The 13087-nt window shown below is 68.9% G+C and carries 12 protein-coding genes; 5 read left to right on the top strand and 7 right to left on the bottom strand.

The window, feature by feature from the left end:
- Nucleotides 1-202: 202 nt before the first annotated feature.
- The 5 genes from I6A60_RS29265 to I6A60_RS29245 all read right to left on the bottom strand — a co-directional run bounded on the left by I6A60_RS29265 (nucleotide 203) and on the right by I6A60_RS29245 (nucleotide 5028).
- Nucleotides 203-1477: an RNA polymerase sigma factor gene (locus I6A60_RS29265; RefSeq protein ID WP_203020060.1), complete on the bottom strand. Its 1275-nt coding sequence runs from the start codon at nucleotides 1475-1477 to the stop codon at nucleotides 203-205.
- 453 nt (nucleotides 1478-1930) lie between these two features.
- Nucleotides 1931-3451 carry an amylo-alpha-1,6-glucosidase gene (locus tag I6A60_RS29260; protein WP_203020058.1) on the bottom strand — a complete coding sequence of 507 codons (1521 nt, stop codon included), beginning with the start codon at nucleotides 3449-3451 and terminating at the stop codon, nucleotides 1931-1933.
- Between the two features lie 289 nt (nucleotides 3452-3740).
- Nucleotides 3741-4187: an SRPBCC domain-containing protein gene (locus I6A60_RS29255; protein WP_203020056.1), complete on the bottom strand. Its 447-nt coding sequence runs from the start codon at nucleotides 4185-4187 to the stop codon at nucleotides 3741-3743.
- 20 nt (nucleotides 4188-4207) lie between these two features.
- Entirely contained in the window at nucleotides 4208-4570 is a 363-nt protein-coding gene (locus I6A60_RS29250; RefSeq protein ID WP_203020054.1) for a helix-turn-helix transcriptional regulator, read from the bottom strand.
- Complete coding sequence (locus I6A60_RS29245) at nucleotides 4567-5028, bottom strand: SRPBCC family protein (protein WP_203020052.1); 462 nt, start codon at nucleotides 5026-5028, stop codon at nucleotides 4567-4569. The genes I6A60_RS29250 and I6A60_RS29245 overlap by 4 nt, the downstream gene beginning before the upstream one ends.
- A gap of 251 nt (nucleotides 5029-5279) precedes the next feature.
- Here I6A60_RS29245 and I6A60_RS29240 point away from each other — a divergent pair, with 251 nt between their 5' ends.
- The 5 genes from I6A60_RS29240 (at nucleotide 5280) to I6A60_RS29220 (ending at nucleotide 9388) form a co-directional block, all read left to right on the top strand.
- Nucleotides 5280-5825 (top strand): GtrA family protein, encoded by a 546-nt coding sequence (locus tag I6A60_RS29240; protein ID WP_203020050.1) that lies wholly within the window; start codon nucleotides 5280-5282, stop codon nucleotides 5823-5825.
- A gap of 750 nt (nucleotides 5826-6575) precedes the next feature.
- Nucleotides 6576-6971 carry a DUF2752 domain-containing protein gene (locus tag I6A60_RS29235; protein WP_203020048.1) on the top strand — a complete coding sequence of 132 codons (396 nt, stop codon included), beginning with the start codon at nucleotides 6576-6578 and terminating at the stop codon, nucleotides 6969-6971.
- Nucleotides 6972-7017: 46 nt separating this feature from the next.
- Entirely contained in the window at nucleotides 7018-7635 is a 618-nt protein-coding gene (locus I6A60_RS43740; RefSeq protein ID WP_203020047.1) for an RDD family protein, read from the top strand.
- Nucleotides 7636-7920: 285 nt separating this feature from the next.
- On the top strand, nucleotides 7921-8163 hold the full coding sequence (locus tag I6A60_RS29225) for a helix-turn-helix domain-containing protein (protein ID WP_203020046.1): 243 nt from the start codon (nucleotides 7921-7923) through the stop codon (nucleotides 8161-8163).
- Nucleotides 8156-9388 (top strand): type II toxin-antitoxin system HipA family toxin, encoded by a 1233-nt coding sequence (locus I6A60_RS29220; RefSeq protein ID WP_203020045.1) that lies wholly within the window; start codon nucleotides 8156-8158, stop codon nucleotides 9386-9388. The genes I6A60_RS29225 and I6A60_RS29220 overlap by 8 nt, the downstream gene beginning before the upstream one ends.
- Nucleotides 9389-9412: 24 nt before the next feature.
- Here the strand turns inward: I6A60_RS29220 and I6A60_RS29215 are convergent, their stop codons facing one another.
- Both I6A60_RS29215 and I6A60_RS29210 read right to left on the bottom strand, forming a co-directional pair.
- Nucleotides 9413-9823, bottom strand: a complete 411-nt coding sequence (locus I6A60_RS29215; protein WP_203020044.1) for a hypothetical protein — start codon at nucleotides 9821-9823, stop codon at nucleotides 9413-9415.
- A gap of 205 nt (nucleotides 9824-10028) precedes the next feature.
- Nucleotides 10029-13076, bottom strand: a complete 3048-nt coding sequence (locus I6A60_RS29210; RefSeq protein WP_203020043.1) for a vitamin B12-dependent ribonucleotide reductase — start codon at nucleotides 13074-13076, stop codon at nucleotides 10029-10031.
- Nucleotides 13077-13087 lie beyond the last annotated feature (11 nt).

The raw sequence follows: 13087 nt of genomic DNA, 5'->3' as shown, positions 1-13087 counted from the left end.
TTTCAACCCCGTCACACGGCAAAGACCCGCCCCGGGGGTCCGGGGCGGGTCTTTGCTGGCCAAGCCTCTATCGGCCTGCCATCCCCCAGGTCGCGCGAAGCGCGACAGCGGGGGTCCGGGGGGGTCGTCCCCCGGGCAGGCATTTAGCTCCGATCCCCTGGGAGCTGCCCGCAGGGCAGCGAACAGGGTTCGCCAATCGGAGCTAATCGAGGAACTCGCGGAGCCTGCCGGCTACGGCGGGCTTGCGGAGCTCTCGTAGGGTGTCGCGTTCGATTTGGCGGATGCGCTCGCGGGTGAGGCCCAGGCGGTTGCCCACCTCTGCCAGGGTGTGCTGCTTGCCGTCGGCCAGGCCGAACCGCAGGCGCATCACCTCTCGCTCGCGCGGGGACAGGTTGCCGAGCACGTGGTCGATCTCGTCCTGCATGGCGCCGTACGAGGCGGCGTCCGCCGGCGAGGTCGCGTCCGAGTCCTCGATGAAGTCGCCGAGCACGGAGTCGCCGTCGTCACCGACGGTGGTCTCCAGGCTGACCGTGTCCTGCGCGTACCGGCGCAGTTCCACGACCTGCTCGAGCGGCATGTCGAGCTCGAGCGCCAGCTCCTCGTCGGTCGGCTCGCGACCGAGCGTGGAGACGAGCTGGCGCTGCAGCCGAGTGATCTTGTTGATCTGCTCGACCACGTGGACGGGGATTCGGATCGTCCGGGCCTGGTCGGCCAGCGCGCGGCCGATGGCCTGGCGAATCCACCAGGTCGCGTAGGTGGAGAACTTGTAGCCCTTGGCGTAGTCGAATTTCTCGACCGCGCGGATCAGGCCGAGGTTCCCCTCCTGCACCAGGTCCAGCAGCGTCATGCCACGGCCGCTGTACTTCTTGGCGACCGAGACGACCAGACGCAGGTTGGCCGAGACCAGCTGCTGCTTGGCGGCCTCGCCATCGCGGACCAGCAGCTTCAGGTCACGGTGCAGCTCGGGCTCGAGGTCGCCTGCCGTGGCGAGCTTGTGCTCGGCGAACAGGCCAGCCTCGACGCGCTTGGATAGCTCGACCTCCTGGGCGGCGTTGAGCAGCGGGACCCGGCCGATCTCGCGCAGGTACATGCGCACGAGGTCGGCGGTGCCAGCGTGCTCGGCCGTCACACGGCCGGTCTCGGACGGGGCAGCGGATCGCTCCGCGCCGTCCTCCTCCTCGACTACCTCGACGCCGGCCGCGATGAGCCGGGCGACCAGCGCGGGCAGCAGCTCGACGCCGACGTCGGCGGACTCGAGGGCCTCGCGCAGCTCGGACCGGCTGACCTCGCCGGAGTCGCGGCCGCGGGCAATGAGCTCCGCGACAGCGCTGACGTCGAGCTCGTCGATGTCCTCGGCGACTGCCGTCAAGGTACGGGCGGAAGAAGTACGGGCAGCGGAAGTCGACCGACGCGGGCGCCGCGCGCTGGTACGCGCGCGCGGGGCGTCGTCGTGAAGTTCCAGAGCAGACAGCGTCATCAGTGATAGATCCGAAGGTCGGTGCGAGTGGGTCGTCGTCCTTGCACGTGGTGGTTAACGTTCGACGACGCGAACGGATTCCCCGCGCAGGCACAGCCGGACGGCAGCGAACGCCGGGCCTACGCCGCAGTGTAGACCCTCGACCTCGGGACGCTGTACTCGCTTGTCGCGAAGACTACCCCGCCGATCGGCCGTTGTGGCTGATACGACGAACTATCTAGGCAGTTCTTCCCTACAGCGCACGTCCCTCGGACGCTTTTCACAACGCCTCGCGGTTGGGGCGGCACCCTCTGCACAGAAACACACGTCACGTGTAGACGGTTGCCGTCCCACCTTGGAGCGTCACATGTCCAGCATCAGACGGAGTACCCTCCGCGCGGCGCGTAACGACTCCACATTTGTGATCCACCCCACACCAGGTTCGCGACCGCTCGGCGCGCCGAGCGGCGCGGCTCAGCCGGTCTCGCCGGCCGCGCGCCCGTCACCGCCGCGAGCCCCGGTGCCGGCGGACCGGCCGAGCAGCGCGTCGTCGCCGGCCCGCCGGGCACCCGGCACCTCGGCGACGCCCTCGCGCCCACCCGCCATCCGCGCCGCCAGGGCCTGGATCTCCGGCAGGTCCTCGCGGGCCAGCAGGTCGAGGAGCAGCGCCGCGGTCCAGGAGAAGCTGTTGCTGCCGGCGCCCGAGCCGTCAAGCGGCGAGTAGTACTCGAACATCTCCCCCGAGTTGACGATCAGGTTCAGCACGTTCGCGCGCAGCTCGCGGGCCGCGTCCAGGCGGCCATAGCGCTCCAGGCCGTCGGCGAGCAGCCAGTTGATGTTGATCCAGACCGGCCCCTGCCAGTAGCACCGCGGCTCGAACACCGGGTCGTCGGCGGGCACGCTCGCGACGCCGTAGCGGGGCCAGTACCGCGGCGAGGTCATCGCCTTGACCAGCACGTCGACCCGGTCCTCGGGAACGACCCCCGCGTACAGCGGCAGGAAACCGCCGACGGTCTCGTGCCGCAGCAGCTCACCGGTACGGAAGTCGCGGCTGTAGTACGTAGAGGACGACCAGAGCCGCTCCATCGCCTCGCGGCAGCGGCGCATCTGGCGGGTGAGCCGCCGGGACAGCGTGACGCCGGCCTCGGCGGCGATCTCGACCAGATGGTCGTCGGCCCGGACCAGGATCGCGTTGAACGCGACGTCCTGCACCAGCGGCACCTCGGTCTCCCGGATGTTCCGGAAGGCGTACCCGCTGCGGCGCAGCTCCCGGACCACCCGGTAGAGGGTGAACAGCTCTGCCGAGGTGAGACGCTCCTCCGCCGGGACCTCCTTGGAGTCCCGGCGCATCGCGTCCAGCGCCTCGGCGGCGCCCAGCCGCTTGAGCACGTTCACCCGGCGCGGCGTGATCGGAAGCGTGGCCTCCATCCAGGGCGGGGTGTTGTCCATCCCCGACTCCCAGGAGTGGACCAGCGTGACGAGGCCGTCGTCATCCGGGTCACGCTCGAAGTGCAGGAACTCGTGGAAGCGGATCAGGCCGGGCAGCAGGGCCCGGTAGAAGTCCGCGCGGGCCGTCGGGTCGAGCATCTCACCGACCCGCAGGGCGGCCTCCGCGATCATCGGCGGCTGCGTGATGCCGGTGCTCAGCGCGCCCGACGCCGTCGTGGTGACCCGGTCGATCCGCCACCGCTGCGGGCCGGCGTGGTAGAAGTCGTCGACCTCGGCGAAGATCACGTGCGGGATCATGCCGTTCGGCCACTGGCCGCGCAGCAGCGAGAGCACCTCGGCCGCGGCCCGGGCCGGGTCGATGTGGCGCAGCCCGATCGCGATGAAACATGAGTCCCACAGCCACTGGTGTGGATACAGGGTCGGGGACGGCCTGGTGACGTCGCCCAGGTCGTTGCCGCGCAGTACCTCTACCGCTGTGGCGCGCAGAGACTGCAGGTCAGGGGGCAACGTGGGGACTGAGGAACCAGCGGACGTCGGAGCGGGCATCGTGCGAGGGTATCCAGCTACTGTTGCGTCGGAGCCGGCAACCCGTTACAAGCAGCCACGGTCACGGAGTTTCTTGCCCCGCGCGGACCATTAGGCCATCTACCAGGCACGTTGCCTCGAAACGGCCAATTTCCGCCGAGGACGGGCGGCCGGCCGCAGGGTCCGCGAGTCGCCCGCCCGGGGCGCCGGAAGACCCACGGAAGGCCCGCCCGATACCGAAGATCTTCCGACCGCCCCGTTGGTCTGGTGAGCGCCAGTCGCCAGATCTTCCGGCCGCCCCTCGGCCTCGTCAGTGCCAGTCGCTGATCTCCACGTCCCGTGGCGCGGGCGCGCCGACGCCGGTCTCCAACAGCGCCTTCAGGCTCAGCAGGAACGAGCCCCACTTCGTGCTGCAGTGGTGCATGAACTCCCCCGGTTCGCGCCAGCCCTCATGGCTGAACAGCACGATCGTGTAGTCGCCGCTCTGCCGGAGCTCCCAGCCGATCGTCGTGCCGACCCATTCCTCGGGGCCGTCGACCACCCGCCACGCCACCCGCTCGGACGGCCGCAGCTCGACGACCTCCATGTCGAACCCGCCGACCGGCGGGAACCGGAACTGCAGCACTCCCCCGACGTCGCCGTCGCCCTTCGTGTCGTCGGTCCACCAGCCGGCGAGGCCCTCGACGGTCGTCAGCGCGTCGTACACCTTCTCCGGCGTCGCGGCCTTGACCCCGACCCTGTGCAGGATGTCGACCATGTCTGTTCTCCTCTGTCTCGTCAGTCCTGCTGTGTGTCGGCCTGGGCGCGCTGGATCGTCTCGGCGATCCGCCTGATCCGCCGCAGCCGGGCGTCCCAGGCCGATCCGACCGACGCCAGCTGGGCGACGGCACGGGCGAGCTGGGCGTCGTCCACCCGGTAGCGCTTCTCCCGGCCGGCCGGCGCCGACTGGACCAGGCCGACCCGGTCCAGGACGGCGAGGTGCTTGGCCACCGCCTGGCGGGTGACCGGTAGCTGCTGGCTCAGCGTGGTCGCGGTGCCGTCGCCGTCGATGAGCAGCAGGTCGAGCAGGCGACGGCGGGTCGGGTCCCCGATCGCGGACCAGAGGTCGTCGTCGACCCTCTCGACCACCGCCGTGCTCACCGCCGCACCCCGAGCGTCGCGACGTACCGCTCCAGCCGCGGCAGGTAGAAGTCCCAGCCGCTGACGTGGTCCTTGTACTGGTGCTCCAGGACGGCGGCCTCCCAGCCGAGCTCGCGGAAGCCGGTCTCGGTCATCTTCAGCAGCGTCCCGGCGCCCGACGGTGCCAGTTCGAAGGTGACCAGCAGCGAGTTGCCCGCGGCCGCCGGCTGGTCGGCCGGATGCGTCCACCGGAACGAGAAGGTGCTCGGCGGCCGCGCCTCGAGGACGGTGAACGCCACCACGGTGCCGCCCGTGTCGCGGTCCCCGAAGACGATCTCCCCGGTCGACCCGGCGACCGGCTCGTAGCTGGCGTCGTCCGGCCACCATTCCTTCAGGTGGTCGGGACTGCTCACCACCTCGAAGACGACCTCGGGCGATGCCTCGATATAGATCTCACGCTCGATGGTTCCCAGCTCCACGCCAACCTCCTGCAACACTTGGTTGCACGTCAGGTTAGCCGGAGGAGTCGACTTACGCAACCATAGGTTGCTTCGATCGGGTGCTGGTTCGATGACCAGGGCCACCCGGCCCGCCCCAGCAGCTCACGTCCACGTCCCGCGACTGCCGTAGCGATGTCCGCTTCCTTCCAGATCTGGTCACCGGAAAGTCGCCATCGGGCAGTAGCGTTTCCGGCGGTACACGTACTCATCGGCAGGAAGGGCCAAGGCCCGTGGTGGAGCCAGCCGGTCAGACGGTCGTCGAACGGCCGGACGTCGCGGCCGTTCCCGCCGCGCGCACCGGGCGGTTTCACGCCGCGACGGAGAGCGTCTCCCGGCGTCTTCCGTTCGGGTTGTCGCGGATCGTCACTCCCAGCGTTCTCGGCTTCGCCGTGATCAACGGGTTCACGTTCACCGTCGACCTCAGCCTGCTGACGGTCTTTCGCTCTGGCCTGCACTGGCCGCTTCCTGCCGTGATCACGCTCTCCTACCTGGCGGCCTTCGGGCTGAGCTTCCTGCTGAACCGCCGCTTCAACTTCCGCTCCCACGGTCCGGTCGGCGGGCAGGTCACGCTCTACCTCGTCGCCATCGGCATCAACTACGCGGCGTTCATCCTGGGCGTCACCGACGGCCTCGCCCACCTCGGCGTCGAATACCACATCGCCCGGCTCGTCGGGGGTTCGTGCGAGGCGATCTACATGTACTGCGTCATGCGCTGGGTCGTCTTCCCGGACCGGGGAAGCCCGAGCCCCAGGGGTAACAGCCCGCAGGAAGCCTGACGCGCGAGCCAGTGCCGTGACCGCCAAGGTCCGCCCGTCGCCTCGATCGCTGTTTTCGCCCACCGGTGGCTATGAAACAGCCCCGGTAGCGACCACCGGAGGGCCGAAACAGCGATCATGGGGACGCCGAAACGGGTGAACTTTGCCGGAGGCGGCCCTGGACGCCCATGACGTCGGCAGCGACAGCAGGGCGCGGTGACTCATTCATTGCACCGCATTCGCATTGGTTTTCGGTAGCCCAGCCAGTGACGAAGGATTGGCCACCACCGGCCGGCCGGTCAAGCTGGCGGAGGGTACATATTCGTGGCCTGCGGCCCTCCCGGTGAACTCGAGCAACCGGGCGGTCGACCCCCCTGAACTGCCGGGGTAGCCACGTTCCGACTCACCTCCAACGCGCCTCCTCGACAACAAACCCAACGCAGGCAACAAACTCCCTCGCCAGAGTCAAGGACAGGGTCGTGCCGGCCCGAATGGTCGAGGGCTGACAATGCCCGCACGAAGCGTCACCAGGGGCCAGCCACCGACAGCACGCAGCCCAGCGTCACGCATCGCGACCATTAGCCGCGCCTGCGTCATCCACACACGCCGATCATCGGCTGGTTGTCGACGCGGGTCTCATCGCGGTCACCGAGCGCGCCGCAAATCATGTAACAAGCAAAATTTCCGACATTGCGGATGGGCATGACTTCACCTAGCATGCGGCGAATGCCGTCTGCGGGTACATGGGGGATGCCGGCGATGCTGCGGAGGATGTACTCGGTTCCCGAGCACATCACGATGGCCGGGCTGGGTGCGGGCCTGATCGGGGCGATCTATCCGACGATCACGGCGCACACAGGCGGGCAGGGCCTTTCCTGTCCACTGCGCGCGCTGACCGGCCTGCCGTGTCCGTTCTGCGGGCTGACGACCGCGACGGTCGCGCTGACCCACGGCGAATGGGCGACTGCCGCGAGCACCAACCCTCTTGTCTATCTCGCGGCGGCACTGGTTACCGCGACGACGCCGATCCTGGCCGCCCGGCTCTTCGGTCTGGCGCCACAGCCCCGCCCCTGGTCCGCCACCGCGCGTGCGCGGACCCGGTACTCGGCCTACGTCGTCGTGGCTCTCAGCTGGCTCTTCCAGCTGCATCGGTACCACTTCAGCTAGGCGGTCACCAATCCATGCAGGACCGCTCTTCTCAGAAAGGCCGACCGTGACCGGCTACAACCCACCCCCGTCCGAGCCGACTCCCCCGCAGTGGGGCCAGCAGCCCCCGCCCGGCCAGTACCCGCAGTACCCGCAGCCTGGCCAGTACCCGCCGGCCGATCAGTACCAGCAGCCCGGCCAGTACCAGCAGCCCGGCCAGGGTGGCTACTACCAGCCCAACCCGTACCCGCAGCCCACGCCGGGGTATGGGCCCGGCCAGCCGGCGGGGCCGGGCGCCTACGCCAGCTGGGCCCAGCGAGTCGGCGCATACCTCATCGACGTGTTGCCACAGATCGTCGTGTTGGGGCTGTTCGGATCGATCCTCCGCGGGCCTGCCGTGGTCCTCCTGGTGATCCTCTGGCTGGCCTCGCTCGGCTGGATCGTCTACAACCGATGGATCCAGGCCGGCAGGACCGGTCAGTCGCTGGGCAGGAAGACGCTGAACATCCGACTCGTCAGCGAGGTCACCGGCCAGCCGATCGGACCGACGATGGCGTTCGCCCGCGATCTCTGCCACTTCGTCGACAGCGTCATCTGCTACATCGGCTACCTGTTCCCGCTGTGGGACCCCAAGCGGCAGACCCTCGCCGACAAGATCGTGAAGACGGTCGTCGTCCCTGCCTGATCATCGCGGGAAGCACGACCGCCCCGTCCTGGGACCACCGGAGTCCCAGGACGGGTCCAGCTGGACAACTCCAGCCCGCCTCTGGGAGCAGCTCGCGACCAGTTGCGGCGCCTCCAATGACGGATGGCCTCGGTGCGGTGGCAGCGCCGCGCGGCGGGCGCCGCCACACATGGTGCCGACCCTCGAAGATAGCCCGGCCCGACTACGATATCGACGTCACGGGGCTTGACTACACTATAGTAGTCGTGGGACGTGACGACGATATCGGAGTCAGCGAGGGCCGACATGGCGTACACAGGGAAGGTCACAAGCGCCGAGTCGTTGGGGCGCATCCTGCAGCAGGCCCGTCTGCTCTCTGGGCTCAGCCAGCGTGAACTCGCCCGCCGACTTGGGACGACGCAGAGGTACATCTGGGAGTTGGAGGCGGGCAAGCCCTCTCTCCTGATGGATCGCCTTTTCGCGGCGATGCGGGCCACCGGCATGGAACTGACCGCGACGATCACGCCGTCGGGCGAGGACCATGGCTGACCTGGTCGTCGAACTTTACGGAACCCAGGTGGGCGTGCTCACCGGCCCGTGGCGCACCTTCGACTTTGTCACCGATCCCGCGGCGGTTAACTCCTTCGGCCTCGACAGCACCATCTTGTCAGCTGCGATCCCGCTCACCGTGGTGCGAATCCGGGCGCGCAAGGACCGCAGGCAGAACTTCTTCCGCGAGTTGCTCCCCGAGGCCAGGATGCTCTCCCGCCTGGCGCAGCAGGCCGGCGTCTCCGAACTCGACGTCATCGGCCTGCTCCGCTGGTACGGCCGCGACGTCGCCGGCGCGCTCCAGATCTGGGACCCCGACGTGCCCGGGGAACCCAGACAACCCGCGCTCGAACCGCTGTCCTCCGCAGGCGTCGCCGACATGCTCAACCACGTTCAGCGCGATCCGCTTGGGAACAGGCCGGCCACCGGCAAGACCTCGCTCGCCGGCGTCCAGGACAAGATCGTGCTCGCCCTGACCGACAATGGTTGGAACCGGGTGATCGACGGCTGGCCGTCGACCCACATCCTCAAGCCACGATCGCACGACTACCCAACCACGATCTACGACGAAGAGTTCGGCGCCCGCATCGCCCGGGCCCTTGAGCTGACCGCGTACTCGACGTGGATCGAGGAGTTCGAGGGCACGCCCGCCCTGGTCATCGAGCGCTATGACCGCTCCCCAGACGCCCCGCAGGGACGCATCCACCAGGAGGACTTCAACCAGGTCCTCGGCACCACCGGCAACGAGAAGTATCAGAAATACGGCGGCCGGGTCAGCCTCGAACGCATCGCCCGTATCTTCTCGAGCGTCGGGGACGACGACTCGCTCCGACGGCTGTTCACCCTCGTCGTCGTCTCCGTCGCCATCGGCAACCTTGACCTTCACGCGAAAAACATTTCGCTTGTGCACCGTCCCGACGGATCGATGACTCTCAGTCCCGCATACGACCTCGTCCCCCAAGCGCACCTGCCCAACGACGGCGAGGTCGCCCTGGCCGTCGCCGGGGAGTATCGCCACGCGGCCCTCACCCTCGAACACCTCACCGGGGAAGGCCACGCATGGGGGCTGGCCAGCGCTGGAGAACTCGCCGAGGAAACGCTGACGACGGTGCTCGACCTGGCGAGGACGCAGAGCCCCTATCCGGAGGCGCAACCCAGCCTCGACAAGGACATCACCCGGTTCGCGTCCAACCTGCTCTCGGGACGCACGATCGGCGGCAACTGACCCACCGAAGCGCGGGCCACAGGCTTAGCCGAGGTCCTCGAAGGAGTCCTCGCCCGGACGCCAGCACATCCATCGCCCGTCATCGAACCCTTTCAAGAGCGCGATCTCAGGGCCTACCAGCTCCTCCTCAGCTGGATGCAGGACGATCGAGCCACGGCCAAGCTCGATCCGAAGGCCGACTCCCACTGCTTCCTCGGTGCGCACGACGTAGTCGGAGACCAAGGAGCGCAGCGCGTCGGAGTAGCCCGGCTGGCCGTCCGAGAAACCGCCGGCCGCTGTCACGACGACCGGCGTGACGTCGCAGGTGAGGACCGGGCTTTCCGTCTCACCCTCGAAGCCGAGTTGCAGATAGTCGTGAACGAAACTCACGGAGATGAGCCGGAACCCGACGAGGCGGCTCAGCAACTCGTTGGGCACGTAGACGCGCTCTGACATGCGCTCATACTGAGACTTGGCCGCTTCGGCATGCGCGGCGGGCTGGCGTCCCCGAGCGGGCGGGGGCGGTGCCGACGTGGGGCTTTCCGCTGACGACCGGTTGCAGCAGATGCAACAGACAATCTTGAGGCGCTCCTCAGGTGGGGTGCGGCCATCTGACCGCACCCCACCTGACCTGGGAACTCACTCCAGGAGGTGCCCGGAATCAGCTGCAGCCGCTGGTCGAGCCGCACTGTTCGCAGACGTAGCAGCTGCCGGCGGGGCGCATGGTCACGCCGCAGGTGAAGCAGAGCGGGGCGTCGACGGCGGTCTGGGCGAACAGCGACTGGCCGGGGGCGGCACCGCGCAGTTCTAGCTCGACGAACGCCGGCCCGTGGCCGGTGTGCTCGCCGGACCTGGTGGCGGCCGGGGGGGCGGTCGGGGCGATCTCGGTCTGGGCCGGGTCTGCCAGGTCCGCGTCGGCCGGGCCGCCGTACTGGCCCGAGATCTGGCGGGCCCGCTCGGCGGCGGTCAGGATGCCGAGCTCCGCGCGCTGCTCCTCGGACAGGTAGTCCAGCGCGAGGCGGCGGAACAGGTAGTCCATCAGCGACTGGGCGATCCGGATGTCCGGGTCGTCGGTCATCCCCGCCGGCTCGAACCGCATGTTGATGAACTTGGAGACGTAGGTCTCCAGCGGCACGCCGTACTGCAGCGCGATCGAGATCGCGATCGAGAACGCGTCCATGACGCCGGCCAGGGTCGAGCCCTGCTTGGACATCTTGACGAAGATCTCGCCGAGGCCGTTGTCCGGGTAGGAGCCCGCGGTCATGTAGCCCTCGGCGCCGCCGACCGAGAACGAGACGGTCTGCGACGGGCGGGTCTTGGGCAGCCGCTTGCGGACCGGTCGGTGTACGACCGGGGCCGGCGCCGCACTGGTGCCGGCGACCGCGTCGGCGATCGCCTTCGCCTCGTCCACCGAGCGCTTCGCGCCCCGGACGTCGGTGAGCGGCTGACCGACCTTGCAGTTGTCCCGGTAGATCGCCAGCGCCTTCAGGCCGAGCTTCCAGCCCTCGACGTAGATCTCCTCGACCTCCTCGACGGTCGCCGTCTCCGGCATGTTGACCGTCTTGGAGATCGCGCCGGACAGGAACGGCTGCACCGCGGCCATCATCCGGACGTGGCCGATCGGGGCGATGGCTCGCTCACCGATCGCGCAGTCGAACACCTCGTAGTGCTCGGGGCGCAGCCCAGGGGCGTCGATGACGTGGCCGTGCTCGGCGATGTACTCGACGATCGCCTCGAGCGTCTCCTCCGTGTACCCCAGGGCCCGTAGCGCGGCCGGCACGGTCTGGTTGACGATCTTCATGCTGGCGCCGCCGACGAGCTTCTTCATCTTGACCAGCGCCAGGTCCGGCTCGATGCCGGTCGTGTCACAGTCCATCGCCAGGCCAATGGTGCCGGTCGGCGCGAGCAGGCTGGCCTGGGCGTTGCGCCAGCCGTCGCGCTCGCCGACCGCCAGGCACTTCGCCCACTCCTTGGAGGCCGCGGCCAGGATGCGCGCGTCCTCGCTGTGCGCGCTGCGGACGTCGTCGTTGGCGGCGGCGTGCTTGCGGATGACGCGGCGGTGGCCGTCGGCGTCCCGGGCGTAGCCGTCGTACGGGCCGACGACGCCGGCGAGCTCGGCCGAGCGGCGGTACGCCGTGCCGGTCATCAACGAGGTGATCGCGGCGGCGAGCGTCCGGCCCCCCTCCGAGTCGTACGCGCGGGCCGAGGCCATCAGCAGCGCGCCGAGGTTGGCGTAGCCGATGCCGAGCTGGCGGTAGGCGCGGGTGACCTCGGTGATCTGGGGCGTCGGGAAGTCGGCGAAGCAGATCGAGATGTCCATCGCGGTGATGATCAGCTCGACGGCGTGGACGAAGCCCTCGACGTCGAAGGTGAGGTCACTGCGCAGGAACCGCATCAGGTTCAGCGAGGCCAGGTTGCAGCTGGAGTTGTCCAGGTGCATGTACTCGGAGCACGGGTTGCTGGCCGAGATCCGACCGGCCTCCGGGGTGGTGTGCCAGTCGTTGATGACGCCGTCGTACTGGATTCCCGGGTCGGCGCATTCCCAGGCCGCCGTGGAGATCTTGCGCATGAGTTCGCGCGCGTCGACCGACTCGATCACCCGGTGGTCCATCCGGGCCCGCAGGTCGAACGAGGTGCCGTCCTGGACCGCGCGCATGAAGTCGTCTGTGACGCGGACGGAGTTGTTGGCGTTCTGGTACTGGACCGACGTGATGTCCTTGCCGCCAAGGTCCATGTCGAAGCCGGCGTCCCGCAGCGCGCGGATCTTGTCCTCCTCGCGCGCCTTGGTCTCGACGAACTCGACGACGTCGGGGTGGTCGACGTCGAGGACGACCATCTTCGCGGCGCGCCGGGTGGCCCCGCCGGACTTGATGGTCCCCGCCGACGCGTCGGCGCCGCGCATGAAGCTGACCGGCCCCGAGGCCGTTCCGCCCGAGGACAACAGCTCCTTGGACGAACGAATGCGGGAGAGGTTCAGGCCCGAGCCCGAGCCGCCCTTGAAGATCAGGCCTTCCTCGCGGTACCAGTTGAGGATCGACTCCATCGTGTCGTCGACCGCGAGGATGAAGCAGGCGCTCACCTGCTGCGGGGCCGGAGTGCCGACGTTGAACCAGACCGGGCTGTTGAAGCTGAACATCTGGTGCAACAGCATGTAGGTCAGCTCGTGCTCGAAGATCTCCGCGTCGTCGTCGGAGGCGAAGTAGCCGTTCGCTCGGCCGCTCCGACCGTAGGCGTGCACGACCCGGTCGATCAGCTGACGGAGCGACGACTCACGCTGCGGGCTGCCGACCGCGCCCCGGAAGTACTTGCTCGTGACGATGTTCGACGCGTTGATCGACCAGTTGGCCGGGAACTCGACGCCGCGCTGCTCGAAGTTGATCGAGCCGTCCCGCCAGTTCGTCATGACGACGTCCCGCGACTCCCAGGTGACCTGGTCGTACGGGTGCACGCCGGCAGTGGTGTTACGTCGTTCGATCCGCAGGCCTGGCTTGCGGGCGGCGGCCTTGGGGGTGGCAGCCTTGCCGGACCCGGCTGCCTTGCCGGCCTCCGCGGCTGGCTTGCCCCCGCCCGCGCCACCCCCGGCGGACGTGGCACCGGCGGTGCCGGCCTCGCCCGCGGCGGCTTCCGCCGCGGCGGCGGGCTTCCCGGCGGTCGAGGCGGCCTTCCCGTTGGAGCCGGCCTTCTGCTTCGCGCCGCGGGTCTCCGTCATGACACTCCTCA

The sequence above is a fragment of the Frankia sp. AgB1.9 genome (assembly GCF_016786355.1).
Classification (GTDB): Bacteria; Actinomycetota; Actinomycetes; order Frankiales; family Frankiaceae; genus Pseudofrankia.
Note: the sequence above shows the minus strand (reverse complement) of the source record. Positions and strands in the feature narration are given on the sequence as shown.